This is a genomic window from Acidovorax sp. GW821-FHT10E04, assembly GCF_059415185.1.
The window spans coordinates 509,388-535,317 of sequence record NZ_JBWKMT010000004.1; the positions used below are offsets into that span (position 1 = coordinate 509,388).

A 25,930-nucleotide genomic window follows, 5' to 3' on the forward strand; every position below is an offset into this window, starting at 1 on the left:
GCGCCACCCCGTGATTGTTGAGCTTTTGGAAACAGTGCGGTGGTGTTTGGCCTGTTTATCCTGAAGGCACAAGCTACTACATTTGACCCATCGTTCACCTACCTTCACCCACTGGGTACATGCCATGCAGCCCGACCAACCGTCTTCGCCATCCTCCACACCGCAGCCTGCCGCAGCGCCCGCCAAGGCAGCCCTCGCGCCTGGGGCCGCTTCCAAGGCGGCGGCGTCCGTGTGCTCCGACGCCACCATCGAGGTGACCAAGGGGCAGGACGTGGCGGTGCGCATGTACGGCCGCAAGAAGGCCGGACAGGCCTCGCCCGTGGTGGTGCATTTTCATGGCGGGGCCTTCGTGTCGGGGGATCTCGACAACGGCTGCACCGTGGCGTCCCTGCTGGAGGGCGTGGGGGCCGTGGTGGTTTCCGTGGCCTACCCGCTCACTCCGTTTCCGCAGCCCGTGGACACGGGCTATGACGTGCTCAAGTGGGTGCACCGCAACCGGGTCAAGCTCGGCGGGCAGGGCGCCCTGGTCTATCTGGCCGGGGAAGAGGCGGGCGGCAACCTGGCTGCCGCCGTGGGCCTGATGGCGCGGGACCAGTCGCACCCGCCGCTGGCCGGGCAGATTCTCCTGTCCCCCATGCTCGACCCTTGTGTGGGCACGGCCTCGTTGCGCGAAGCCACGGGCAACGCCACGGGCTGCAAGTGGACGGAAGGCTGGCGCAATTTCCTGCGCTGCCCCCGCGATGCCGAGCACCCCTATGCCGTGCCGGCGTCCGCGCACCGGCTCTCGGGCCTGCCGCCCACGCTCGTGCTGGTGGGGGACACCGACCCCATGCACGACGAGGCACTGGCCTACGCCGCGCGGCTGGAGGCTGCGGGCCTGCAGGTCACGCGCCACGTGTTCTCCAAGACCGCCCAGTGGCCCGATGCGCTGCTGCAGACCGGCCAGCATGAATGTCCGTGCGCCGCGGGCGCCCAGGACCAGTTCCGGATGTTCTTTGAGGCCACCCGATGTCCGGTGCCCTCCTGAAGACCCTGGCCGCAGAAAGTCATTGACCTCAACTTAAGTTGAGGTTCGATACTTCGGCCTCTCAACAATCCATTTGCATTCTTTGCACTGATTTTCCGGCCTGGCGTGCCGGAGGGAGAGGCTTTGCCCGCGCATGCCTCCCCCCTGTGCCCGACGCCACTGATTTGAACGACACGGAGGAAAGAAAACACCATGAGCACACCCATCCTTTTGCCCGCCGGCTACGGCGGCTGTCACACCACCCAGCGCCAAAGCGTCTGTTGACGTGCAAGCGCCCATGGGCCCGCGCGCTGCGTTCCGGGCTTGACCTTCTCACCGTGTCATTGCCCAGATTCGCACCTGCGCCGCCGCACTGACACCTGCCTGCACCAGTGCACTGACACCTGCTGCGGCAGAAAACCTTCCATGGCGTGCCCGCGAAGGCCGCCCTTATGACCGAAAGTGACCATGAACTCCAATCCTCTCTCCCACAAGAGCCGCCCGCTGGGCCTGGCCACCCTGGCCACCGCCGTGACGGCCGCCGTGGCCGCCGCCATCCTTGTTTTCCAGGCGCCCGTGGCGCAGGCCGATGGCACCCCTGCGGCGCCACCGGCCATGCCCGTGTCGGTGGCTGCCGTGCTGCAAAAGGACATCGCCCTGTGGGACGAGTTCTCCGGCCGGCTCGAAGCCGTGCAGCGTGTGGACGTGCGGCCGCGCGTCTCGGGTGCCGTGCAGGCCGTGCACTTCCGTGAAGGCTCGCTGGTGAAGCAGGGTGATCTGCTCGTGACTGTGGACCCGGCACCCTACGCCGCCGAGGTGGACCGCGCCGAGGCGCAGGTGGTGGCCGCGCAGGCCCGCGTGTCGTACACCCGCAGCGAAATGGAGCGGGCCACGCGCCTGCTCGAAGAGCGCGCCATTGCCCAGCGCGAGCACGACGAACGCCTGAACGCGCAGCGCGAGGCCGATGCCAACCTGCGCGCCGCCCAGGCCGCGCTGCAGACCGCCAGGCTGAACCTCGGCTACACCCAGGTGCGCGCCCCGGTGGCGGGCCGTGTGGGCCGCATCGAAGTCACCGTGGGCAACCTGGTGGCCGCCGGTGCGGGCGCCCCCGTGCTGACCACGCTGGTGTCCGTGAGCCCCATCTACGCGAGCTTCGATACCGACGAGCAGATCGTGGTGAAGGCCCTGGCCGACCTGCAAAGCGGCCAGCGCGGCCACAGCGCGCGCCAGCTCATCGAGCGCATTCCCGTGCAGATGGGCACCGGCACCACGGGCGGCACGCCGCACGCCGGCCGCCTGCAGCTCATCGACAACCAGGTCGATGCCAAGAGCGGCACGGTGCGTGTGCGCGCGGTGTTCGACAACGAAGACGGCGCCTTGATGCCCGGCCAGTTCGCGCGCATCCGCATGGGCCAGGCCCGCAACACGCAGGCACTGCTCATCAACGAGCGTGCCGTGGGCACCGACCAGAACAAGAAGTTCGTGATGGTGGTGGGCGAGGGCAACAAGGCCGAGTACCGCGAGGTCACCCTGGGCGCGCCGATTGACGGCCTGCGCGTGGTCACCTCGGGCCTCAAGGCGGGCGAGAACATCGTCGTCAATGGTCTGCAGCGCGTGCGCCCCGGCGCCGTCGTGGCACCCCAGCCCGTGCCCATGACCGCGAAGGCCGAGATTGCGGGTGATCGCAAGGAAGCCAAGAACAACAGCAAGTCGCCCGCCGCCTGAGCGGGAGCGACGCAAGGAATTTGCATCCATGAACCTGTCCCGCTTTTTCATCGACCGCCCCATCTTTGCGGGGGTGCTGTCGGTGCTCATCTTCCTCGGAGGGCTCATGGCATTGCGCGGTCTGCCCATCTCCGAATACCCTGAAGTCGCGCCGCCCTCCGTGGTGGTGCGCGCACAGTACCCCGGCGCCAACCCCAAGGTGATCGCCGAGACCGTGGCCACGCCGCTGGAGGAGTCCATCAACGGAGTGGAAGGCATGCTCTACATGGGCAGCCAGGCCACCACCGACGGCGTGATGACGCTCACGGTGACGTTCCAGCTGGGCACCGACCCCGACAAGGCACAGCAGCTGGTGCAAAACCGCGTCTCGCAGGCCGAGCCGCGCCTGCCCGAGGAAGTGCGCCGCCTGGGCGTCACCACCGTGAAGAGCGCGCCGGACCTGACCATGGTGGTCCACCTGGTCTCGCCCAACAACCGCTATGACATCGACTACCTGCGCAACTACGCGGTGCTCAATGTGAAGGACCGGCTCGCCCGCATTGGCGGCGTGGGCCAGGTGCAGATCTTCGGCGGCGGCGACTACTCCATGCGTGTGTGGCTCGACCCGCAGAAGGTCGCGCAGCGCGGCCTCTCGGCCAGCGACGTGGTGACCGCCATCCGCGGCCAGAACGTGCAGGCCGCCGCCGGCGTGGTGGGCGCATCGCCCGGCCTGCCGGGCGTGGACCTGCAACTGTCCATCAACGCGCAGGGCCGTTTGCAGACCGAAGAAGAGTTCGGCGACATCATCGTCAAGACAGGTGCCGACGGTGCGGTCACGCGCCTGCGCGACATCGCGCGCCTGGAGCTGGGCGCGGCCGACTATTCGCTGCGCTCGCTGCTCAACAACGACCCGGCCGTGGGCATGGGCGTGTTCCAGGCGCCGGGCTCCAACGCGCTGGACATCTCGTCCAACGTGCGCAAGACCATGGACGAGATCCAGAAGAACATGCCCGAAGGCGTGGAGTACCGCATTGCGTACGACCCCACGCAGTTCGTGCGTGCCTCGATCAAGTCCGTGATCCACACGCTGCTCGAAGCCATCGCCCTCGTGGTGCTGGTGGTGATTCTGTTCCTGCAGACCTGGCGCGCGTCCATCATCCCGCTGCTGGCCGTGCCGGTGTCGGTGGTGGGCACGTTCGCGGTGCTGCACCTGCTGGGATTCTCGATCAATGCGCTGTCGCTCTTCGGCCTGGTGCTGGCCATCGGCATCGTGGTGGATGACGCCATCGTGGTGGTGGAGAACGTGGAACGCAACATCGAGGCGGGCCTGACCCCGCGCGAGGCCACCTACCGCGCCATGCGTGAAGTGTCCGGCCCCATCATCGCCATCGCGCTGGTGCTGGTGGCTGTGTTCGTGCCGCTGGCCTTCATCAGCGGGCTCACGGGCCAGTTCTATCGTCAGTTCGCGGTCACGATCGCGATCTCCACGGTGATCTCGGCGATCAACTCGCTGACCCTGTCGCCCGCACTCAGTGCATTGCTGCTCAAGGGCCACAACGAGCCCAAGGATGCGCTCACGCGCGGCATGGACAAGGTGTTCGGTGGCCTGTTCCGGGGCTTCAACCGCCTGTTCCATCGCGGCTCCGAGGCCTACAGCGGCGGCGTCAAGCGCGTCATTGGCCGCAAGGCACTGATGTTCGTGATCTACCTGGCACTGGTGGGTGCCACGGTGGGGCTGTTCAAGATCGTTCCCGGCGGCTTCGTGCCCGCGCAGGACAAGCAGTACCTGATCGGCTTTGCCCAGCTGCCCGACGGCGCCACGCTGGACCGCACCGAGAACGTGATCCGCCGCATGGGCGAGATCATGAAGGAGAACCCGAACGTCGAAGACGCGATCGCCTTCCCGGGCCTGTCGATCAACGGCTTCACCAACAGCTCGAACTCGGGCATCGTGTTCGCCACGCTCAAGCCCTTTGCCGAGCGCACCCGCGCCGACCAGAGCGGCGGCGCCGTGGCAGGGCAGCTGAACCAGGCGTTCGGCGGCATCCAGGATGCGTTCATCGCCATGTTCCCGCCGCCCCCGGTGGCGGGGCTGGGCACCACGGGTGGCTTCAAGCTGCAGATCGAAGACCGCGCCTCGCTGGGCTACGAAGCCATGGATGGCGCCGTGAAGGCCTTCATGGCCAAGGCCTACCAGACGCCCGAGCTGGCCGGCCTGTTCACCAGCTGGCAGGTCAACGTGCCGCAGCTGTACGCCAACATCGACCGCACCAAGGCGCGCCAGCTGGGCGTGCCCGTGACGGACGTGTTCGACACGCTGCAGATCTACCTGGGCAGCCTGTACGCCAACGACTTCAACCAGTTCGGACGCACCTACAGCGTGCGCGTGCAGGCCGATGCGGCCTACCGCGCGCGGGCCGAGGACGTGGGCCTTCTCAAGGTGCGCTCCGCCACCGGCGAGATGGTGCCGCTGTCGGCGCTGATGAAGATGGAGCCCAGCTTCGGCCCCGAGCGTGCCATGCGCTACAACGGCTACCTGGCGGCGGACATCAATGGCGGCCCCGCGCCCGGCTATTCGTCGGGCCAGGCCCAGGCGGCCGTCGAGCGCATCGCTGCCGAGACGCTGCCCCAGGGCATCACGTTCGAGTGGACCGAGCTGACCTACCAGGAAATCCTGGCCGGCAACTCCGCCGTGCTGGTGTTTCCGCTGGCCATCCTGCTGGTGTTCCTGGTGCTGGCCGCGCAGTACGAAAGCCTGACGCTGCCCATTGCCATCATCCTGATCGTGCCCATGGGCCTGCTGGCGGCGATGACGGGCGTGTGGCTCAGCAAGGGCGACAACAACGTGTTCACGCAGATCGGGCTCATCGTGCTGGTGGGGCTGTCGGCCAAGAACGCCATCCTGATCGTGGAGTTTGCGCGCGAGCTGGAGTTTGCCGGGCGCACGCCCATACAGGCCGCCATCGAGGCCAGCCGCCTGCGGCTGCGCCCCATCCTGATGACCTCGCTGGCCTTCGTGATGGGGGTGCTGCCCCTGGTGCTGTCCACCGGTGCGGGCGCCGAGATGCGCAGCGCCATGGGCGTGGCGGTGTTCGCCGGGATGATCGGGGTGACGGCCTTCGGCCTGTTCCTCACGCCCGTGTTCTACGTGCTGCTGCGCAAGCTGGCAGGCAACCGTCCGCTGGTGGAGCATGGCGCGCATGTGGCGCCCATCTCGCACACCCCGGGCAGCGGCAGCATCGCCCATCCCGTGCTGGCCGCGCCCCGCAAGGAGCACGAATGATGCACACGACCACAACGACCTTTGTGGCCCTGGACGCTCGCGCCACGTTGCCGGATGCAGCGGGTGTATTCGATGGGGCCGGAGACCAAGCATGACCGATTCGTTATTGAAGAACTCCCCTGACGTCGCCCCGGCGGTGCGCAAGCGCAGCCTGCTGGCGCCCCTGGCCGCCGCCCTGGTGCTGGCCGGCTGCATGACGCAGCCCGTGGCCCCCGCGCCGCATGCGGGCGTGCCCGTGCCCACCCGCTTCACCGCCGGCGGCGACACGCTACCCACGGCACCCTGGACGGTCGCCGCCCCCGCCGAGGCGCAGCCGCGCGGCGAATGGTGGCTGGGCTTTCAAGACCCGGTGCTGGCCGACCTGGTGCAGCGTGCGGGCACGGCCAATACCGGCATCCAGCAGGCCGCCGCGCGGCTGGCCGAGGCGCGCTCGCTGCTGCGCTCTGCCGACGCCGCCCGCTCGGTGCAGGTGGGCGCCTCGGCCGGCGTGGCGCGCCAGGCAGGCGCTGCCACCACCGGCAGCGCGGCACCCGCCACGCTGGGCACGGCGGGGCTCAACGCCTCCTACGAGCTGGACCTGTTCGGCCGCCTCTCGCAAACCAGCGACGCCGCGCGCCTGGACGCCGACACGCGCGAAGCCCTGCTGCAAAGCACGCGCCTCATGGTGCAGGCCGATGTGGCGCAAACCTATCTGCAACTGCGCGCCGTGCAGGCCGAGCAGGTGCTGGTGCAAGAGAGCCTGGCCGCCTACGAAGGCACGCTGCGCCTCACGCAGCGCCGCCTGCAGGCGGGCGACGTGGCTGAACTGGACGTGGCCCGCGTGCAGACCGAAGTGGCCGCCACGGAGTCCGACGCCCTGGCCCTGCAGCGCCAGCAGGCCCTGCTGACCAACGCCCTGGCAGTGCTGGCGGGCGAGGTGGCCAGCGGCTTTGTGCTGGCCCCCGCCACGGGCGACGCGGCGCTGCCGGTGATCCCGCCCGGCGTGCCCGGCACCGTGCTGGCCCGCCGCCCCGATGTGTCGGCCGCCCAGACCGCCGTGCTGGCCGCGCAGGCCCGCGTGGGCGTGGCGCAGAAGGCGTGGTTCCCGGCCGTCACGCTCACGGGCAACGCGGGGCATGCATCGCCGGAGCTGGGTGATTTGTTCAAGTGGTCCGCCCGCGCCTGGGGTGTGGGTGCGCTGCTGTCGCTGCCGATCTTTGACGGCGGCCAGCGCGATGCGCAGATCGAGGGTGCGAAGGCCCGGCTCGAAGCCGCGCTGGCCGACCACCGGGGCCAGGTGCTCAATGCCTTCCGCGACGTGGAGGACCAGTTGACCTCACTGCGCCTGTTGTCCGGCCAGGCCGAGGCCCAGGCGCGAGCGGTGACCGCCGCGCGCCGTGCGACGCAACTGTCGGACGCGCGGTACCGCAACGGCCTGGTGAGCCAGCTCGAACTGCTGGACGCCCGCCGCAGCGAGTTGCGCAACCGCCGCCAGGCATTGCAGGTGCGCACGGCGCAATACGTGGCCACGGTGGGCCTCATCCGGGCGCTGGGGGGTGGCTGGGGTGGGGAGGCAACCGCCCAGGTGGCCGCCGTGTCCGCGCAGTAGGTGCAAGCGGGGGGCGGCGGCGCGCCCTGCGCGTGGCCACCGCACGGGTGGCCCACGGCCGCCAATAGCCAGCTCCGCGGGGCGGGGTTGCACGGCCTTGTCTGCGGGGCGGCGCGCGGGCGCCTATAGTGTCCGGTTTTCCGTCTGGTCCGGCCCGCGCCGGGCCCGAGGTTGTCCGTACCACCGTTTTGTCATCAGGAGCCTTTGCATGAGCTACCCCAGCACCCAACTTTTCATTGCCGGTCAATGGCAGGATGCCGCCGATGGCAAGACCATCGCGGTGTTCAATCCGGCCACCGGCCAGGAAATCGGCCGCGTGGCCCATGCCGGCAAGGCCGACCTGGACCTGGCGCTCGCCGCCGCGCAAAAGGGATTCGAGGCCTGGCGCGACATGCCCGCCGCCGAACGCGCCAAGACCATGCGCCGCGCCGCCGCGCTGATGCGCGAGCGCGCCGAGGCGATTGCGGCCGTCATGGTGCAGGAGCAGGGCAAGCCCCTGGCCGAAGCCAAGGTCGAGACCATGGCCTCGGCCGACATCATCGAATGGTTCGCCGACGAATCCCTGCGCGTGTACGGCCGCATCGTGCCCTCGCGCAACCTCAAGGCCACGCAGATGGTGCTCAAGGACCCGGTGGGCCCCGTGGCGGCCTTCACGCCCTGGAACTTCCCCATCAACCAGGTCGTGCGCAAGCTCGCCGCCGCGCTGGCCGCGGGCTGCTCCATCCTGGTGAAGGCCCCCGAGGAAACACCCGCCAGCCCGGCCGAGCTGATCCGCGCGTTTGCCGATGCCGGCGTGCCCGCGGGCACCGTGGGCCTGGTGTATGGCGACCCGGCTGAAATCTCCAGCTATCTCATTCCGCACCCGGTCATCCGCAAGGTCACGTTCACGGGTTCCACGCCCGTGGGCAAGCAGCTGGCGGCGCTGGCCGGCAAGCACATGAAGCGCGTGACCATGGAGCTGGGCGGCCATGCCCCCGTGATCGTGGCCGAAGACGCCGACCTGGAGCTGGCCATCAAGATCGGGAGCGGCGCCAAGTTCCGCAACGCGGGCCAGGTCTGCATCTCGCCCACCCGCTACCTGGTGCACGAGAGCATCCGTGCCGAGTTCGTCGCGGCCTTCGCCAAGTACGCCCAGGGCCTGAAAGTGGGCGACGGCCTGGCCGCCGGCACGCAGATGGGCCCGCTGGCCAACCCGCGCCGCATCACCGCCATGGCCGACCTGCTGGCCGACGCGGTGCAGCAGGGCGCCAAGGTGCTGGCCGGTGGCGAGCGCATCGGCACCGAAGGCAACTTCTTCCAGCCCACCGTGCTCAACGACGTGCCGCTGTCCGCCCGCATCGTCAACGAAGAACCCTTCGGCCCCGTGGCAGCCGTGCGCGGCTTCGAGAAGATCGAGGACGCGATCGCCGAGGCCAATCGCCTGCCGTTCGGCCTGGCCGGCTATGCCTTCACCACCTCGCTGAAGAACGCCCACCTGCTGGCGCAGCGGCTGGAAGTGGGCATGCTGTGGATCAACCAGGCTGCTGCTCCTGCCGCAGAGCTGCCGTTCGGCGGCTTGAAGGATTCGGGCTACGGCTCCGAAGGCGGCCCGGAGGCCATCGAGGCACACATGAACACGCGCCTGGTGTCGATCATGAACGTGTGAGATAACGCGAACCCGATAAAAAGGCCCCGGCCGGTGATCACCGGCCGGGGCCTTTTTTGTTTTTTGGGTGGCTTTTCTGCAGCGGGCGGCGGAACGAGAAGACGCCGGCCGGGTCATTCGCCATGTGGTTTTTGGCTGGTGTTGCATTTCAAGCGATTTATTGCTGAATTTAATAGATCAATGGTTATTTATAAGGAATCATGATTTACTGCATTCAATTTCAAATTTACTGATTGCAATTAGTGAAAAAAAACAATGAGGGATATCTGGGGAAAAAACTTTCAGAAGTTGTTTTTCTCCGGGCGCTGTGGGTGGCGGGTTTTTTCTGGATATTGGGGGCGGCTTCTTCGCTGGCGTTCGCCGCAGCGCTGCCGACCCCTGCCCTGGCACGCACGGCGGTACTTTTCATTGAAGATGATGTGGCCCACCACGAAGCGTTGATGGCTGGCGCGGGTTCAGCGGCAGAGGTTGTCGTGCTGGATGCCAGGACTGATGGCTTGCGCCAGATGGCCGACGCGCTGTCGGGCCGCAAGAACATCTCCGCCGTCCATTTGATCTCGCATGGTGCGCAAGGTGCATTGGCCCTGGGCTCGCTGACCCTCGACAGCCAGGCATTGCGGGGGAGGGGCCCGGACCTCGCGCGCATTCGCGAGGCGCTTGGCGACGAGGCCGACCTGCTGCTGTACGGTTGCGAGGTGGGGCGGGGCGCTGAAGGCCAGGCATTCATAGCCCTGCTAGCCGAGGCAACCGGTGCACAGGTTGCCGCGTCCACCAACCTCACGGGTGATGCCGGTCAAGGCGGCGACTGGCTGCTGGAACACCGTACCGGCCCATTGCGCAGCACGGTCCTGGCCTTCCCCTCGTACCGCCATGTCCTGCCCACCGTCGCTGGCACCTTGTCGATCAATCCGACCCTCGCGGATAACACGTTCACGGTCTCCAAGTTCCTCGACAGCAATCTCTCGGCCCAGATCCATTTTCCCAACATCGAATACGAGATCTACTTCGCCAACGTCGGCAATACGCTCAGCGGCAGTGTCACGAACTTCGACCTGACCAGCAGCGGCAGCAACTCCATGCTGATCTTCAGCACGTTGAACCCGGTCGGCGCGCTTGTCATCAAAAGCCAGTTGAACCGTCTGTTCGGCATCACCAGTTTCGTCATCCAGGACGTGCAGGCGCTGGGAGCGACCTATACCGCCACCGGCTACCGCAACGGCGTGGCAACGGGTGCCGGCCATCCCTTTGTTGCCGATGCGGGCGGCTCCAACGTCGCCGTCAATCTGCTGGCGGACTTCGGAAATGTCGACGAGGTCCGGATCACCACCACTGGCAGCGCCGGAGCGCCCAACCAGCTGTGGCAGGAAGGTTTCAACAACTTCGTGTTCACCGAGCCCACCGGCAATGCCGACTTGAGTGCCCTGTCGGCGTCGTCCGGCGGCTTTTCATTCTTGGCCGCGACAACCAGCTACGGCTTTACGGTCGCCAACGCAATAACCAGCACGACTGTCACGCCAACGGTCGACACTCCGGGCGCAACCGTCACCGTCAACGGTGTGACCGTTGCCAGCGGCACCGCCTCAGGGGCTATTGCGCTGAACGTCGGCTCCAACACCATCACCACCGTCGTCACGGCTCTCGACGGGAGCACCACCAAGACCTACACCATCACCGTCACGCGCGCGGCACCGCCCTCGAGCAATGCCAACCTGAGCAACCTAGCGCTCTCGGCAGGTACTTTGAACCCCGTGTTCGCCTCGGGCACCACCTCCTACACGGCCAGCGTGCCCTTCACTACAACATCGCTCACCGCCACGCCCACCGTGGCCGATGCCACTGCCAGCGTCACCGTCAACGGTGTCGCTGTCACCAGCGGCAATGCGTCGGGGGCCATTGCGTTGGCAGTGGGCTCCAACACGATTACCACCGTCGTGACCGCCCAGGACGGCACCACGACCAGCACCTACACCACCACCGTCACCCGCGCGGCCGCGTCGGGCAACAACCAACTGGGCGCGCTGTCGCTTTCAAGCGGCGCACTGACCCCCGCGTTTGCCTCGGGCACCACCGGCTACACGGCCAGTGTGGGCAATGCCACCACGTCGTTGACCGCCACCCCCACCGTGGCCGACGCTACCGCCAGCGTCACCGTCAATGGCGTGGCCACCACCAGCGGCAACGCCTCGGGCGCGATTGCGCTGAACGTCGGTAGCAACACCATCACCGTCACCGTCACCGCGCAGAACGGCACGCCGCTGAGCTACACCGTGACCGTGACCCGGGCCGGGTCGTCCAATGCCGACTTGTCTGCGCTGTCGCTGTCCAGCGGCACCTTGGCGCCTGCGTTTGCAGCTGGCACCACCAGCTACACGGCCAGCGTCAGCAACGCCACCACCTCGCTCACGGTGACTCCGACCGTGGCCGCCGGTACCGCTAGCGTCACCGTGAACGGTGTGGCCACTACCAGCGGCAATGCCTCGGGCGCGATTGCGCTGAATGTGGGCAGCAACACCCTGACCACGGTCGTTACGGCCCAGGACGGCACCACGACCAAGACGTATACCGTCACCGTGACCCGTGCCGCGTCGTCCAACGCTGACTTGTCTGCGCTGAGTCTCTCTAGCGGCACTTTGAGCCCGGTGTTCGCATCGGGCACGACGGGCTATGTCGCCTCCATCGCGGCCGGCACCTCCAGCCTTACCGTCACCCCCACCGCGGCCGCTGGCACCTCCAGCATCACCGTCAACGGGGTGGCTGCCACCAGCGGGGCCGCCTCGGGTGCCATCGCGATGAACCCGGGCAGTAACACGGTCACCATCGTCGTCACCGCCCAGAACGGCGCGACCAAAAGCTACACCGTGACCATCGCGCGCGCGCTGCCTTCGAGTGACGCTGATCTGTCTGCGCTGTCCTTGTCCAGTGGCACCTTGGCGCCTGCCTTTGCCGCTGGCACCTCCAGCTACACGGCCAGCGTCGGCAACGCCACCACCGCCCTCACCGTGACGCCAACCGTGGCCGATGCCACTGCCAGCGTCACAGTGAACGGGGTGGCCACCACCAGCGGCAGTGCCTCGGGCGCGATTGCGCTGGCGGTGGGTGCCAACACCATTACCACCGTCGTGACAGCGCAGGACGGCACCACCACCAAGACCTACACGGTGACGGTGACGCGGGCGGGATCGGGCGACGCCAACCTGTCGGCCCTGGCGTTGCCGGGCGGCAGCATCAGCCCGGCGTTTGCGCCGAGCACCACGGGCTACACGATGTCGATCGCGGCCGCGACCACCAGCATCACCGTCACGCCGACGGTCAATGAACCGAACGCAGCGGTGACGGTCAACGGCGTTGCCGTGGCCAGCGGCAATGCCTCCGGCGCCATCGCCATGAACACCGGTGCGAACACCGTCACGGTCGTGGTCACCGCGCAGAATGGCACCACCAAGACCTACACGGTCACCGTGACGCGTGCGGTCTCGTCGAATAACGACCTGGGCGCATTGTTGTTGTCGAGCGGCACCCTGAGCCCGGTATTCAGCGCGGCCCAGCAGAACTACACCGCTACCGTGCCCGACAGCTCCATCACCGTCACCCCGACCGTGGCCGATGGCAGTGCGAGTGTCATGGTCAACGGCGTTGCCACGCCCAGCGGCAACGCGTCGGCCCCCATTGCGCTGAACGTCGGCAACAACATGGTCACTGTGCAAGTGACCGCCCAGAGCGGCTCCACCAAAAACTACACGGTCACCGTGATGCGTTCGCGCCCCACCACGGCGACGGGCATCAGCCCCACCGGAGGCGGTACGGTGAATGCCAGCCTGTCGGGGCCGGCTGGCTGCGGTTTTGACCAGGCGAATTTCATCCCCCGCACGGGAGGCGCGGGCTCGCCGCCTTCCGGGGGCACGGCCGGGTATGTGTTTCCCCAGGGCTTATTCGATGTGATCGTCGGAGGTTGCACCAACGGTGCCGCAGTGACCATCACGCTGACTTATCCGCAGCCGTTCCCATCCGGCGCCGTGTACATGAAATACGGCCCTACGCCGGGCCAGGGTGCTCCCCACTGGTACCCGTTCCCCGGAGCGACGATCACCGGCAACACAGTCACGCTGGTACTTACGGATGGCGGCTTGGGGGATGATGATCTAGCGCTGAATGGCTCTATCCCGGATCCGGGCGGTGTGGCACTGGCCGCAGTCTCCACGGGGATTCCAACGCTTTCCCAGTGGGGTGTGCTGTTGTTGTCCTTGATGCTGGCTGCAATAGCCGTTCTGTGGACTGGTGCTCCGTCTCGTGAACAACTGGTACTTATCGTGCGTACCAGTGAGGTATCTTTGAAACGGAGATACCGCGATGAGGACAGGCAGACCGAAGACTGAACTGGTGCTGTCGGATGAGGAGCGTTCGCAGCGGCTGTCGTTTGCTCGACGCCGCTCGCTGCCTGCGGTGGTAAGCAATCAAGGAGATTTTTAGAAACTATCAATCACACCGAAATGTGATAGTTATTCCACGTTCATATGATATTTTCTACCAGTGCCTGAGCCAGGGCTGGCGCCGTTGAGTATTTTCCAGTGTCGATGGAAATATAGTTTCCCAATTTTGTGGTTCCATACTCAGAACGACGGTGCAGCGTTGATTTTCGATCCGAAAGTGCTCCTTGGCCGGCGGCAAAAACCCATCCGCCTTCAAGGGTGGAACGCTCTGCTTGCTCGCGAATTTGCGCTACCCACGGCAATAAGGCTTGAAGATGGTTGAGAATGGAATTCGATATATCCTCAGCATCTTTGGAAGCTAAATGAGGCTCCGGTGGTGAAATGTCAGAGCTGTCTACACGCAAACCATCGGGATACCAAGAGAGGTAAAAATCACGCCCGTTGTAGTTTTTTATGTCTCCGAATGGTCCGGTGGCGATGACAGCGCAAGGGGCATGAACCGGTTCTGCAGTGTGCAAGAAAAGCGATTGACGGTATCTGTTCGACCAAACTCCTGTCGGCTCTAGCCCCGCAGTTCGATCTATCGCTAAACGACCTTGCCAGAGCGAGTTTATTACGTAGTCGTATGGGCCAAATATGCCTGCGGAAGTCTCTATTTTCCACGTGCCGTTGATTCCAACCTCTGCAGGCCGTGCAGCCATGACACGGGTTCCCATAAATTGTTGAATCAATTTTTCAGCGCCCATCGCAGATATAAACCGCTCAGCGACCCAATTGGTATCAACGGATCTTTCTGGAACCCGAAAGCCTGCAACAATATCTGGCGACGATGTGAAGCCAGCCAGTTCGGAAGAGCTCAGCTGGTGAATCCGACTTTCAGACGCATCTGCTAGATATCGCGCTGCATCTGGGTGAGATCGCACGCGCTCAACGACTTTCTCCATGTACGTCTTCATTTCCGATGCAGATGTCACGGATTTGCGATGGCAAAAAAACAGGTCGTCTTCGGAGGTAATGGCCGGAGCGAGGGAGGTACCGACCAATTCCTCTATCAATGGACGAAACCTGAGCCCGCCGGGAATCACATGATCCGCCGTGCTTAGCGATGGATCTGCGCTGTAGAGGCACCCCAAGTGGATTTTTCCTTCGTTCCATCGGCTTGCCGCACTGAACGGTTGTTCAGCCATATCGAAGATGGATACTTCGATTCCTTTGCGGGCAAAAAACAGCGCTGCAGAGCAACCCATGATTCCAGCACCAAGGATGGCAATTCGGGGGGGATTTCGCATATGTCTTAATTCCAGGTCGAGACATATGATCCGGGATCATAGGGTTCGCTGGCCAATACTAACAGTGAGGAATCCGAAACCAAATAAGTCTGGCGGCACCACACGCCAGCTCCTAAAAGGAGGCCTGGTCCGGCTGGTGTCAGCACAGTATCCACTTCTTCATGCCCCTTTCTGAGCAAGAGGCCGATCTTTCCATGCAAGCAAATGAGGAGTTGTTCCCCACTGCGGTGACCATGCTCCCCCCGAATGGATCCGGTTGGGGCATCTGTCACTGTGAATGCGCGGCGTGGCGTGAAGGGCAGGCTATCAAAATCGAGGGGCAGCAGATTGCCTCGCTCATCAGTGTGAGTGGGAAGGTCAATGAAGCGGACTCGCCCCCCAAACCAACTGGAACAGAGGTTTGGAGCGATGGTGTTCATCACTTTTCCTCTTTTTTGAGATCTGGATTGTTTTGATAGAGCCATCTCGCCAAAGGGCTGGCGAGCGTCATTTTTTGCTCAGTAGTGAGGTTGGAAATCCAAATTTCCCGCATTATCGCGGCATAGACCTCATAGCGTTGGCGTTTGGAGAATTCCCAACTTCTGGATAAGCTACCGGGTTTGTAGTATTTGTAGCATAGATTTTGAGGGATGCGTGCGAATTCTCCCAGGAGGCTCATGTGGAACAGCCACGGCCAATCTGCGGAAAATTCTCCTGCGCGATGGGTTTTGAGGCCGTTGATTTGCCGCGCTTGATTTAGGCGAAATAGTCCCCGATTGGGTACCCACCATTTATTACTCCCACTCATCATGAGTGCACCCCGTTGGACCGGGTCGCGAACACCCTCAAGCTCCGTGAATATCCAGTGCTCTTGAGTTCCGTTGGTGTTTGTCAAGTGTACGTCCGAATAACTCATGACAACCTCTGGCCGCATGTCCAGCACTTCTGTCAGCAGTTTGATGTATTCGGGTTTTAGGATGTCATCGTGAAACGCAAACAGTACATAATCTGCGTCAGTCTGATCAAGTAAAAAGTTGCAGTTGCCCACATAACCTAGTCGATGCGGTTGCAAGATCACCCTGAAGCGCGAGTCTTTCTGAGCATGCGCCATGCAGATCTCATAAGTTGAATCACTGCATTCATCTACAGAGACGATAACTTCCAGGTGAGGGTAAGTCTGCGCGGAGAGGCAGTCGAGGGTTGCTTGAATGAATGCCGAAGACTGCCACGCCGGGACAAGCGCGGCCACTTTCGAGGGCTTTGGACTAGGTTGCATGGGCTTGGTAAAGTGAACTCCAATTCTCAGTGTAGTAGAGCCGAATGGGATCGCGGAGGGTTTGCCAGCCTACGTCGTGTTGGCCGCTTGCGTGCATGCCGCAGCACAGTCGGGTGGGCTAGTTCGGGATGCACCGCGACCCGCAAAAGCCTGAATACCTCCCGGAAACCGCTTGCGTCTGCTGCTCGCGGTCTCCCCTTTCTGACCATCAGAACCGGTACGTCGACGTCAACGTGTACGTCCGTGCCTGCCCGTAGAAGCAGTCCCCCCGCGCCAGGCACTGCGTGATGTGCACCTTGTCCGCGAGGTTGACCACGTTGAAGGCCACGCGCCAGTCGCCGGCGTCGTACGCCACCATCGCATCGGCCAGGGTGGCGGCCGGCGTGCTGATGGCGCTGGTGCCGCTCCACTGCGAGCCGGTGTAGCGCACGCCGGCGCCCACGGTCCAGCCGCCGCGGCCCTCGCTGGCGAAGCGGTGGCTCAGCCAGGCCGATGCGGTGTGCTTGGGCACACTGGCCACGGGAGTACCCTGGTCGCCGGCGTTGCTGCGGCTGATCTTGGCGTCGGTAAACGCGTAGCCCAGGGTGAAGTCCCACTGGCGTGCCAGACTGGCCTGCACTTCGGCTTCAAAGCCCCGGACCTTGACTTCGCCGATCTGCAGGCTGTTGAGCGGGTTGCCGGGGTCGTTGGTCTTGCGGTTCTTCTCGCGCAGCTGGTAGACCGCCGCGAAGGCGCTGATGCCCTGGCCGGCGGGTTGCCATTTCACGCCGGCCTCCCACTGCTCGCCGCGCTGGGGTTTGAAGGCCGTGCCGTAGGCGTCCACGCCGCCCAGCGGCTGGAACGACTCGGAATAGCCCGTGTAAGGGGCCCAGCCGCCGTCCATCTGGTAGGTGACGCCCGCACGCTTGGTCCAGGCCTTGTCATCCACCGCGGCCGCGGGGCGGCCCACGGTGTCGGTCTGGGCGCTGTCGTGGCGAAGGCCCAGCGTGGCGGTCCATCGGTCCCACTTGATCTGGTCCTGCAGGTAAAAGCCCAGCTGCTTTTGCACCACGTTCGGTTGCCGCACTAGCTGCGCCGCAGTGGGCGGCGTGAAGTTGCCGTACACCGGGTTGTACACGTCGATGGCCGGTGCCACGGCGCGCCAGGCCTGCTGGCCGGTGTGGTTGCGCTGCACGTCCAGGCCCGCGAGCAGGGTGTGGTCGGCGCTGGCGGTCTTGAGCTTGCCTTCGAGCTGCGTGTCGATCAGCAGCATGCGGCCGGTGTTGATGTTCCACACCGCATCGCGCACCACGGTGCGGGCGTCGCTGTTGAACACGGGGCGCGCGGGGCGCCCCGTGGCGGCGTTGGCGGTGAAGCTGGTGTAGATGGTGCGGTAGTCCACCTCGCTCACGGTGCGGCGCAGGTTCTGGCGCACGGTCCAGTCGGCGTTCAGGCGGTGGCTGAAGAGGTAGCCCCAGGAGTTGTTGGTGGTGTCAAACGCGTCCCAGCCCGGCTCGCCGATGAAGGTGTTGCGCGGGATCTGGCCGTAGCGGCTGGCCAGCTGCGTGCCCTGCCACGGGAAGAAGCCGATCAGCGATCCGCTCTGGTCCTTCTGGTGCAGCGCCTGCAGCGTGAGCGAGGTGTCGGCGTTGGGCTTCCAGGTGAGTGAGGGCGCGAACACCAGGCGGTCGTCGTCCACATGATCCACCTGGCTGCCGCTGTCGCGGCCCACGGCCACCAGGCGGTAGAGCCACTGGCCGTCCTGGTCGAGTGCACCGGTCAGGTCGGCGGCGATCTGCTTGCGGGCGTTGTTGCCCAGCTGCAGCTGCACCTCGCGCTGCGTTTCGGCCTGCGGGCGTTTGCTGGTGAGGTTGAGCACGCCACCCACGCTGCCCTGGCCGTACAGCACGGAGGTTGGCCCGCGCAGGAATTCCACCCGCTCCAGCGTGTACGGGTCGGGCCGGCTGGTGTTGTAGGTGCCGTAGGTGCGCAGCAGGCCGTCCTGGTACTGCGACACGGTGCCGCCGCGTGCGGCGAAGCTGTCCACGCGGCTGTCGAAGTAGTTGGACACCGCCCCGGCCGTGTACGCCGTGACCTGGCGCAGCGTCTGCACGCCCTGGGCCTCGATCTGGTCGCGCGTGATCACGCTGATGGCCTGCGGGGTTTCGATGAGGGGCGTGTCGGTCTTGGTGGCGCTCAGGGCGCGTTTGGCGACGAAGCCGCTGACCGGTGCGGTGGGGTTTTCCTGTTCGTTGCCCGCACTCACGGTGACGGGGGCCAGGGCCTTTTCGGCGGTGGGGGCGGCCGTGCCTTCGGCGGTGGCCTGCTGGGCGTGGGCGGCGCCGCACAGGGCGAGCAATGCGGCCTGCGCGATGGCGGTGCGGCAGGCGGTGGTGCCAGGTCTCATGGTGCTGTTTCTCCGATGGTTGAAAACTTGTGCGGCCCGAGGCGCAAGGCTTGCGCGGGCAAGCGCTGGCCTGCGGGGCAGGTGGTGGGTCGAGCGGGGTGGGGGAATCGCTTGCCGTCAGAACGTGTAGTCCAGCGACACCTGCACGGTGCGCGGCTGGCCGGGCACCACGGTGCCAAAGCCGGCCGCCGTGGCCGTGCCGTCCAGGTAGTAGCGGCGGTTGCCCGCGTTCTTCAGGTTGGCCTGCAGCCGCACGCCGCCCGCGAACTGGTAGCCCACGGCCAGGTCGACCACGGTGAAGCCCGGCAGGCGCCACTTGTTGTCGTTGGCGGTGAACTTGTCGCCCTGATGCACCAGGCCGCCGCCGACCCACAGGCCGGGCAGTTGCGGCAGGCGGTACTGCGTCCACAGCGATGCGTTGCGGCGCGTGGCCAGCGCGACGCGGTTGCCCACGTTGGCACCGGCGGTGGTGTCGGACAGCACCTTGGGGTCGTGGAAGCTCGCATTGGCCGTCACCGTCCAGCCGGGGGTGATGCGGCCTTGCAGCTCCAGCTCGATGCCCTTGATGCGCTGGCGGGCGGTCAGCACCGAGTAGCCTGGGTGCTGCGGGTCGGTGGCGGGCGCGTTGGTCAGCTCCAGCTCGAAGGCCGACACCGTGGTCATCAGGCGCTGGTCCAGCCATTCCTGCTTCCAGCCCACCTCCAGCTGCTTGCCCTCCGACGGCGGCGCGGAGCGGTCGCCCCACAGCAGCGTGCTGGTGTTGGCCTGGAACGAGCGCGCATGGCTCGCGTAGAGCATGCTGCCGGGGCGGTGCTCCCAGCTGATCGCCGCGCTCGGCTGTGTCTTGCTCAGGTCGGTGACGGGCGTGGAGTACGCGTCCTTGAACCGGTCGTGGCGCAGGCCCAGCAGCAGGCCGAAGTCGCCCAGCACCATGCGGTCCTGCACGAACACGCCGGTGTTGCGCGCGTCCGAGGACAGCCGGGACACGCCGGTGGACGCTGCCGCCGGCACCAGGCCCGTCACCGGGTTGTACAGGTCGACGGCACCCAGGTTGCCGGTGGCGCGCGCGCCGTACACGCCCTGGATGGTGCGCCAGTCCATGCCGGCCAGCAGGGTGTGTTGCACCGGGCCGGTCTGCACCTTGGCGCGCAGCTCGGCCAGCGCGGTGTCCGACGTGTATTCCTGCCCGGGTGCCAGCCAGTAGCCGCGCGGGACCCGGCCGTTGGCCGCAGGGCCCATGGGCGAGGGCAGGTTCACGTTGCGGTTCGTCTCGTTGCGCGACAGGTGCACGCGGCCCTGCAGCCCATCGGTGAAGCGGTGCTCCAGTTCGGTGGAGTAAAAGCGCATGCGGCCGTCGGTGGTCAGCCACGGCTCGCCGTAGAACGCGCTCACCGGCAGCACGTCGGCGCTGCGCGGGTTCTTGGGGTTGGGCACCGCCAGGCCCACGGTGGAGACGCCGTCGATGCCCTGGTATTCGGCCTGCGCGCGCCAGACGGTGTCGGGCGTGATCTGCCACTCCACGCTGCCGGCGATGCCCTGCTTGCGCGGGGTGTTGCCGTCCACGAAGCTGCCGCCCCGGCTGGCGCCGCCATCGAGCCGGTAGCGCAGCGTGCCGTCGGCGTTGAGCGGGCCGGTGAGGTCGAACTCCGCATGGCGCCAGCCGTCGCTGCCCACGCCGACCTTCACGTTGCGCAGCGCCTCGGCCTGGGGCCGCTTGCTCACGTAGTTGACGAGGCCGCCGGGCGCGACCTGGCCGAACTCCAGCGCGGCAGGGCCCTTGATGACTTCGACCCGCTCGATGTTGAACAGTGGCGGGTCCAGCAGGTGGACGAACTTGGCGCCGTCGCGCAAAAAGTTGAAGGTGTTGTTGGCCCACAGCCCCCGGATGGAGAACTGCGAGTACGAGCCGTAGTACTCGCTGCGCATGGACACGCCCGAAGCGTTGCGCAGCACGTCGCGCTCGGTGGTGGCCATCTGCTGCTCCAGCAGCGCGCCGTCGATCACGCTCACGGCGCGGGGCGTCTCCAGCACCGACAGGCCCAGGCGCGAGCTGGACTGGGCGCGCCGCGCGGGCGTGGCGGCGGCTCCCGCGGTCGAATCGACCACATCCACCTGGCGCAACGATGGCGCCGCTGTGGGCGGGTCGGCGGGGTCTGGCGCCGCGCCGGTTTGTGCCAGGGCTGTACTGCACAGGGCCAGCAGGGCGGCGTGGGCCACGGCGGTGCGCAAAAAGTTCGGTTGGATCATGATGCTATGTTTTTAATAGCTTCTAGCGCTTGTATATCTAGCGTTAGGTGGCAATTTGATGCTGAAAAGTGGGCGTGAAGCGGCCCACATGAACCCGCTGGCGTCATCGGCTGGCTCTGGCAGGAAGTCGGACCGTCTGGGGTCGCGCGGCGACGGCTCCGCGCGGCGCGGCCCAGGTGCGGTGGTGCCGGATGGGCTGTACCGGGCTGCGCCGCCGCCCGGCGCAGCGGTTATGGGGCGTGGTGCGGTCGATGTGGCTCAGTGGGTTTTGGGGGGCGCGGGCAGGGCGGGCGACGCCATGCCGTCGGCCAGCACGAAGGTCAGCGTGGTCACGTAGCTGGCTTCGCCGTATTTCTCGCCCTGGGCTTCGCCGGGGGTCTTGTCGCTGTGCTTGACCTCGGCCACGTACTGGCCCTTCCAGGGGGTGACGAAGGTCACGGTGCCGTCTTCAGCCGCCTCGGCCTCGCGCGTCCAGCCCGAGGGGGCTGCCAGCTGCACCTTGGCCTTGGGCAGCGGCGCGCCCTTGTAGACCACCTTGAACTCGCCGGGCTTGCCGGTGGGCACCAGGTCCAGCGGCGCGGTGGGCGCCACGGCTTGCGTCAGGCCCGCCACCCAGCGGGCCGAGGGTTGCCAGTACATCGCGGGCAGGTTGCGCTTGCTGCGGTCGATCAGCGGGTAGGTGGCGGCGGCGAACAGCGTGTCGGGCGTGCCGGCCACGGTGTAGGTGAAGCCGTCCTTGCCCAGCTGGCCGTTCACGCGCTGCGCAGCGGTGCCGGTGCGCAGCTCGAGCGCGGGCACGCCCTTGAACTTGTCCAGCGAGCCCGGCGAGGTCTCGCGCAGGTTGTCGTTGAACTCGCCAAAGTGCAGGCGGGCCTGGCCGCCCGCGTTTTCCAGCCACACCTGGTGGGCGTGGGCGGCGGTGACGGCGGTGAGGGATGCACAGGTGAGCAGGGCGGCGAGCAGGGCGGCCTTGCGGTGCAGGGACGAGGACATGGCAGTTTCCTTTCGGTGGTTTCAACAAAAATCGGCGAGCACGCAGCGCTGCGCGCCCCGCGCTTTTCGGGGGCGGCATCTGTGTGCGAAAGGGTGGCTGCCTACGCCCGGTGGTCAGGCGCTGGGTGGCTGTGCGGCGGTGTGCAGGGTGCAGCGTCCGGACGGACGCGCCGCTGGGGCAAGGGGCTGTGTGGGGTGAGGCGGTGCCGTCAGAAGTCCACGCCCACGCTGACCGACAGCGTGCGCGGCGCACCCACCACCAGGTAGCCCGCGCCGGGGTAGCCGCCCGATGATGCCCAGTAGTTGCGGTTGGTGAGGTTGTCCACGCGGGCGCGCAGCGTCACGAGGCGGCCTTGCACTTCGGTCAGGTAGCGCACGCCCACGTCCAGGCGGTTCCAGCCGGGCACGCTGATGGTGTTGGTGGCGTTGGCATACACCGAGCCGGTGTGCACCAGGCGGCCGTCCACGGCCAAGCCGTTCACGCCCGGCACGTCCCACTCGGCGCCGATGTTGGCCTGCAGCCTGGGCACGCCTATCACACGGCGGCCGTCGGTGCTGGCGGTGCCCGTGTTCAGCTGCTTGGCGTCGAGCCAGGTCAGGCCGCCCAGCAGGCGCAGGCCCTTGGTGGCCTCGCCCTGCACGGCCAGCTCGATGCCCTGGTGGCGGTCCTTGCCGTTGCTGCGGAAGATGTTGTCGCTGCCCACGTAGGCGCGCGGCTTGGTGGTGGAGAACAGCGCCACGCTGCCGCCAAAGCGGCCGCCGTCGAACTTCACGCCCACTTCCTTTTGCTTGGCGACGTAGGGCGACAGCATCTCGCCACGGTTGGCGGCGGTGGAAGGCGCGGTCGCGCCCTGGCTCAGGCCTTCCACGTAGTTGCCGTACAGCGACAGGCTCTTGTCCAGCTTGTAGACGGCCGCCAGCAGCGGGCTGGTGCGGCTCTGGTCGTAGCGGTCGGTCTCGGCCGCCGTGCCGTAGGCGTAGTTGGCGATCTCGATGGTCTGGTGGCGCAGGCCGCCGGTGAGCAGCAGGCGCTTGTCCAGCAGCGAAACCGTGTCGCCGATGGCAAAGCTGGTCAGGCGCGTGCTGCCGGTGCGGCGCGGGTCGGCCAGGTCGCCGCCCCGGAAGGCACCCGCGCTGAAGCCCGGCAGCGGGCTGTACACGGGGTTGTAGAGGTTGGTGGCCTGCGTGTTGGCAAAGTCCATCGCGTAGGCGTTCTTCTTGTCCGCGCTGAAGTGCGATGCCACCACCACCCATTCGTGGCCCATGCTGCCGGTCTGCAGCTTGCCGCGCAGGCCCAGCTCGCCGGTGTTCACGCTGTCCTTGCGGGTGTTGTCGAAGCGGTAGGTAGAGCCCGCGCCGGTGCTGCTGTCGCTCACCGTCAGGTTGGCCAGCGAGTTGGCCTCGGAGCTGCGGCGCGCGCCAGCAGCGGCCCAGCCGGTCACGTCCTGCGTGATGTCCCACTCGCCGCGCAGCGTGCCGAAGGTGTCGCGCTCGTTCGAATACGTCCAGGGCTGGGCGAAGTTGGTGCCGCCGTCCGGTGCCGTGGGCATTTGCGTGGCGGTGGCGCCCAGCGTCACATTGGTGCGGGTGCTCTTGAGCTTGTGGTCCTGCCAGCCGATGTCGCCCGACAGGCGCACGTCGCGGCTGCGCCAGTCCAGCCCCACGGCTGCCAGGCCGAGCTTGACGTCTTCATGGTCCACGGCCGTGCCGCCGTTGTGGGTGGCCGCATTCACGCGGATGCCCGTGTTGCCGTCGGGACCGAAGCGGCGCGCGATGTCGGCCGCCAGCTGCGTCTGCCCGCCGCTGGAGACGCCGAAGGTCACGCGGTTCAAAGGCTCGTTGGGCGCGCGCTTGGGCAGTAGGTTGATCGAGCCGCCGATGCCGCCGCCATTGGGGCTGGCACCGCTCAAGAAGGCCGATGCGCCGCGCAGCACTTCCACGCGCTCGAACAGCTCGGTGGCGATGTACTGGCGCGGCAGCAGGCTGTACAGGCCGTTGTAGGCCGTGTCGTCCGAATCGAGGATGAAGCCTCGGATGAAGTACGCCTCCTGGAAGTTGCCGAAGCCGCGCGCCACGCGCACCGTGGGGTCGCTTTGCAGCACGTCGCCCACGCTGCGGGCGTGGCGGTCCTGAATGAACTCGTTGGTGTAGCTGGTGATGGAGAACGGCGTGTCCATCGCGTCCTTGGTGCCCAGCACGCCGGCACGCCCGCCGCGGGCCACCTGGCCGCCAGCGTAGGCGGGCGACAGGCCTTGCGCCGATGCGTCGGCACTGGCGTTCACCGTCACGGTGGACAGCGCCTTGCCTTCCGCCGGGGTGGTTGGCGCAGCCTGCTGGGCCAGCACGGCAGGCGCAGCCAGCGCGAACATCACGGCGGCGGCAATGGCCACCGGCGTGGCGGCAAAAACGGGGCGCAGCGGGGCGGGCTGGAAGGATGTGGCGGGGCGCATGGTCGTGGTGAAAAAAGTGAAGTTGAAGGGGGTGTCAGCGCGGGGCCGAAGCGGTGTCGCTGCTGCGCATGTCGGTATCTGCAGGGTCGCCAGCGCGGCCTGCGGTGGCCTGCGGGGCAGGTGTGGAACGGTGGGCACGCTGTGCAAAAGGCCACGAGAACCATCCCATCACCGCCACCGGAACGCCCAGGCCCACCCATGACCACCAGTCGCCCCAGGTGTCGGACACCAGGGCGGTGATCAGGCCCGTGGTGGTGAGCGCGCCCATCACGATGGGCCAGCCCCACAGCGACCAGAACGGGTTCGGCTTCATGCGCGGCCCTCCGTGCGCGGCAGCGGGCTGCCGGTGTGTACTGAAGCGGCAGCGGTGGTGGGCAGGCCGGTGGGCACTGGCGCGGTGGTGGCCGCCGTGGCGTTGCCCGCCTGCACGCCCTTGCGCAGCCACAGGTACAGCCCGCTGCCCAGCACGACGATGGTCGCGATGTCGAGCAGCGCCCAAAGGATCTTCATGGGCATGCCGCCGTAGTCGCCAAAGTGCAGCGGCTGCGACACCAGCAGCGCCGTGAGGTACCAGGGCAACTGCGGCGCGGCAGTGACCTGGGCTGTGCGCGCGTCCACCATCACGGGCTGCAGTAGGCGCGAGGTCAGCGGTTCCTTGCCGCGCAGGAAGAAGGTGTTGTGGTGGGGGCTGGAGAACGCGGTGCCCGGGAAGGCGATGAACGACAGCTTCATCTCCGGCGCGTGCGCCTGGGCCGCCTGCAGGGACTGCTGCAGCGGGCCGCGCTCGGCCACGGGCACTGTGGGCTGGCCTTCGTAGGGCTTGAGCAGGACGGACAGCTGGTCGTACTGCCAGTACTTGATCATCAGGTCCGCCCAGGTATTGATCATGCCCGTGGCGCCCACCACGAGGGCCCACACCAGGGTGACGATGCCCAGCAGGTTGTGCAGGTCGAGCCACTTGACGCGGGTGGACCGGTCCCGGCGCACCTCTCCGAAAGCCAGCTTGCGCATGAACGGCGCGTACAGCACCACGCCGGTGACGATGGCCACCAGCAGCAGCAAGCCCATGAACCCCAGGAACAGCTTGCCCGCCAGGCCCGCGAACAGGTCCACATGCAGGCGGAACATGATGTACATGAAACCCTGGTCCACCGGCCGCTGCGACAGCACGGCGGCCGTGCGCGCGTCCACCGCGATCGACTTGAAATCCTCGGTCGGCGCGGGCGTGGGCGTGAGGGTGACGAACCACAGCGCGTCGTCGTCCTCGGGCTGCGAGGCGAACTGCACCACGCGCTCGGGGTGCAGGGCCTGCGCGGCGGCCAGCACCTTGTCCAGGCTGGCGCGCGGCGTGTGGGCGGGCATGGGGGGCGCCTCGACCTCGGTGCCCAGCAGGTGGCCGATCTCGTGGTGAAAGATGAGCGGCAGGCCCGTGAGGCACAGCAGCAGCATGAAGACGGTGCACACCAGGCTGGACCACTTGTGGGTCCAGCTCCAGCGGCGCAAGGCGGTGGGGCTCATGGCGGTGTCGGAAGATAGGAGCGCGGTGCCCGCGCGCGCGCCCGGTCCCCGCGCGGCGAGCACGGGCGACGCGGCGGTGGAGATGCCACCCAGGTGGCAAAAGCAGGGGCGAATGAAGTCAAGCCATGCAACCCGGAAA

The 25,930-nt window shown here is 66.5% G+C and carries 15 protein-coding genes; 6 read left to right on the forward strand and 9 right to left on the reverse strand.

Annotation, left to right across the window (positions count from 1 at the left end; genetic code table 11):
• Positions 1-124 precede the first annotated feature (124 nt).
• The 6 genes from AC07OC_RS15785 to AC07OC_RS15810 all read left to right on the forward strand — a co-directional run bounded on the left by AC07OC_RS15785 (position 125) and on the right by AC07OC_RS15810 (position 13,599).
• Positions 125-1,027 carry an alpha/beta hydrolase gene (locus AC07OC_RS15785; protein WP_492253572.1) on the forward strand — a complete coding sequence of 301 codons (903 nt, stop codon included), beginning with the start codon at positions 125-127 and terminating at the stop codon, positions 1,025-1,027.
• 447 nt (positions 1,028-1,474) lie between these two features.
• The gene (locus AC07OC_RS15790) at positions 1,475-2,731 is read left to right on the forward strand and encodes an efflux RND transporter periplasmic adaptor subunit (RefSeq protein WP_218295425.1); all 1,257 of its coding nucleotides are present in this window, start codon (positions 1,475-1,477) and stop codon (positions 2,729-2,731) included.
• Positions 2,732-2,759: 28 nt separating this feature from the next.
• Entirely contained in the window at positions 2,760-5,993 is a 3,234-nt protein-coding gene (locus AC07OC_RS15795; RefSeq protein ID WP_494601695.1) for an efflux RND transporter permease subunit, read from the forward strand.
• 91 nt (positions 5,994-6,084) lie between these two features.
• Positions 6,085-7,581, forward strand: a complete 1,497-nt coding sequence (locus tag AC07OC_RS15800; protein ID WP_494601697.1) for an efflux transporter outer membrane subunit — start codon at positions 6,085-6,087, stop codon at positions 7,579-7,581.
• Between the two features lie 208 nt (positions 7,582-7,789).
• The gene (locus AC07OC_RS15805) at positions 7,790-9,226 is read left to right on the forward strand and encodes an NAD-dependent succinate-semialdehyde dehydrogenase (RefSeq protein WP_218295422.1); all 1,437 of its coding nucleotides are present in this window, start codon (positions 7,790-7,792) and stop codon (positions 9,224-9,226) included.
• 242 nt (positions 9,227-9,468) lie between these two features.
• Positions 9,469-13,599, forward strand: a complete 4,131-nt coding sequence (locus AC07OC_RS15810; protein WP_494601699.1) for an IPTL-CTERM sorting domain-containing protein — start codon at positions 9,469-9,471, stop codon at positions 13,597-13,599.
• Between the two features lie 134 nt (positions 13,600-13,733).
• On the opposite strand, the gene AC07OC_RS15815 is transcribed toward AC07OC_RS15810, so the two are convergent.
• The 9 genes from AC07OC_RS15815 to AC07OC_RS15855 all read right to left on the reverse strand — a co-directional run bounded on the left by AC07OC_RS15815 (position 13,734) and on the right by AC07OC_RS15855 (position 25,791).
• On the reverse strand, positions 13,734-14,942 hold the full coding sequence (locus AC07OC_RS15815; protein WP_218340216.1) for an FAD-dependent oxidoreductase: 1,209 nt from the start codon (positions 14,940-14,942) through the stop codon (positions 13,734-13,736).
• Positions 14,943-14,947: 5 nt separating this feature from the next.
• The gene (locus AC07OC_RS15820) at positions 14,948-15,406 is read right to left on the reverse strand and encodes a sugar 3,4-ketoisomerase (RefSeq protein WP_370627802.1); all 459 of its coding nucleotides are present in this window, start codon (positions 15,404-15,406) and stop codon (positions 14,948-14,950) included.
• Positions 15,361-16,170 carry a glycosyltransferase family 2 protein gene (locus tag AC07OC_RS15825; RefSeq protein WP_218340217.1) on the reverse strand — a complete coding sequence of 270 codons (810 nt, stop codon included), beginning with the start codon at positions 16,168-16,170 and terminating at the stop codon, positions 15,361-15,363. Before AC07OC_RS15825 ends, AC07OC_RS15820 begins: the two co-directional genes overlap by 46 nt.
• A gap of 235 nt (positions 16,171-16,405) precedes the next feature.
• The gene (locus AC07OC_RS15830) at positions 16,406-18,583 is read right to left on the reverse strand and encodes a TonB-dependent siderophore receptor (RefSeq protein ID WP_218340218.1); all 2,178 of its coding nucleotides are present in this window, start codon (positions 18,581-18,583) and stop codon (positions 16,406-16,408) included.
• Between the two features lie 117 nt (positions 18,584-18,700).
• On the reverse strand, positions 18,701-20,830 hold the full coding sequence (locus tag AC07OC_RS15835; RefSeq protein WP_494601702.1) for a TonB-dependent siderophore receptor: 2,130 nt from the start codon (positions 20,828-20,830) through the stop codon (positions 18,701-18,703).
• Between the two features lie 258 nt (positions 20,831-21,088).
• Complete coding sequence (locus tag AC07OC_RS15840; RefSeq protein WP_494601704.1) at positions 21,089-21,823, reverse strand: TonB-dependent receptor; 735 nt, start codon at positions 21,821-21,823, stop codon at positions 21,089-21,091.
• A gap of 209 nt (positions 21,824-22,032) precedes the next feature.
• Positions 22,033-24,273 carry a TonB-dependent receptor gene (locus AC07OC_RS15845; protein ID WP_218340221.1) on the reverse strand — a complete coding sequence of 747 codons (2,241 nt, stop codon included), beginning with the start codon at positions 24,271-24,273 and terminating at the stop codon, positions 22,033-22,035.
• 34 nt (positions 24,274-24,307) lie between these two features.
• Complete coding sequence (locus AC07OC_RS15850; protein WP_218340306.1) at positions 24,308-24,586, reverse strand: hypothetical protein; 279 nt, start codon at positions 24,584-24,586, stop codon at positions 24,308-24,310.
• Positions 24,583-25,791, reverse strand: a complete 1,209-nt coding sequence (locus tag AC07OC_RS15855) for a PepSY-associated TM helix domain-containing protein (RefSeq protein WP_218340222.1) — start codon at positions 25,789-25,791, stop codon at positions 24,583-24,585. Before AC07OC_RS15855 ends, AC07OC_RS15850 begins: the two co-directional genes overlap by 4 nt.
• Positions 25,792-25,930 lie beyond the last annotated feature (139 nt).

Excerpts from the sequence above, each read along its gene's own strand:
- AC07OC_RS15785 (WP_492253572.1), top strand. The coding sequence starts at position 125 with ATGCAGCCCGACCAACCGTCTTCGCCATCCTCCACACCGCAGCCTGCC.
- AC07OC_RS15790 (WP_218295425.1), top strand. The coding sequence starts at position 1,475 with ATGAACTCCAATCCTCTCTCCCACAAGAGCCGCCCGCTGGGCCTGGCC.
- AC07OC_RS15795 (WP_494601695.1), top strand. The coding sequence starts at position 2,760 with ATGAACCTGTCCCGCTTTTTCATCGACCGCCCCATCTTTGCGGGGGTG.
- AC07OC_RS15800 (WP_494601697.1), top strand. The coding sequence starts at position 6,085 with ATGACCGATTCGTTATTGAAGAACTCCCCTGACGTCGCCCCGGCGGTG.
- AC07OC_RS15805 (WP_218295422.1), top strand. The coding sequence starts at position 7,790 with ATGAGCTACCCCAGCACCCAACTTTTCATTGCCGGTCAATGGCAGGAT.
- AC07OC_RS15815 (WP_218340216.1), bottom strand. The coding sequence starts at position 14,942 with ATGCGAAATCCCCCCCGAATTGCCATCCTTGGTGCTGGAATCATGGGT.
- AC07OC_RS15820 (WP_370627802.1), bottom strand. The coding sequence starts at position 15,406 with ATGGCTCTATCAAAACAATCCAGATCTCAAAAAAGAGGAAAAGTGATG.
- AC07OC_RS15830 (WP_218340218.1), bottom strand. The coding sequence starts at position 18,583 with ATGAGACCTGGCACCACCGCCTGCCGCACCGCCATCGCGCAGGCCGCA.
- AC07OC_RS15835 (WP_494601702.1), bottom strand. The coding sequence starts at position 20,830 with ATGATCCAACCGAACTTTTTGCGCACCGCCGTGGCCCACGCCGCCCTG.
- AC07OC_RS15840 (WP_494601704.1), bottom strand. The coding sequence starts at position 21,823 with ATGTCCTCGTCCCTGCACCGCAAGGCCGCCCTGCTCGCCGCCCTGCTC.
- AC07OC_RS15845 (WP_218340221.1), bottom strand. The coding sequence starts at position 24,273 with ATGCGCCCCGCCACATCCTTCCAGCCCGCCCCGCTGCGCCCCGTTTTT.
- AC07OC_RS15850 (WP_218340306.1), bottom strand. The coding sequence starts at position 24,586 with ATGAAGCCGAACCCGTTCTGGTCGCTGTGGGGCTGGCCCATCGTGATG.
- AC07OC_RS15855 (WP_218340222.1), bottom strand. The coding sequence starts at position 25,791 with ATGAGCCCCACCGCCTTGCGCCGCTGGAGCTGGACCCACAAGTGGTCC.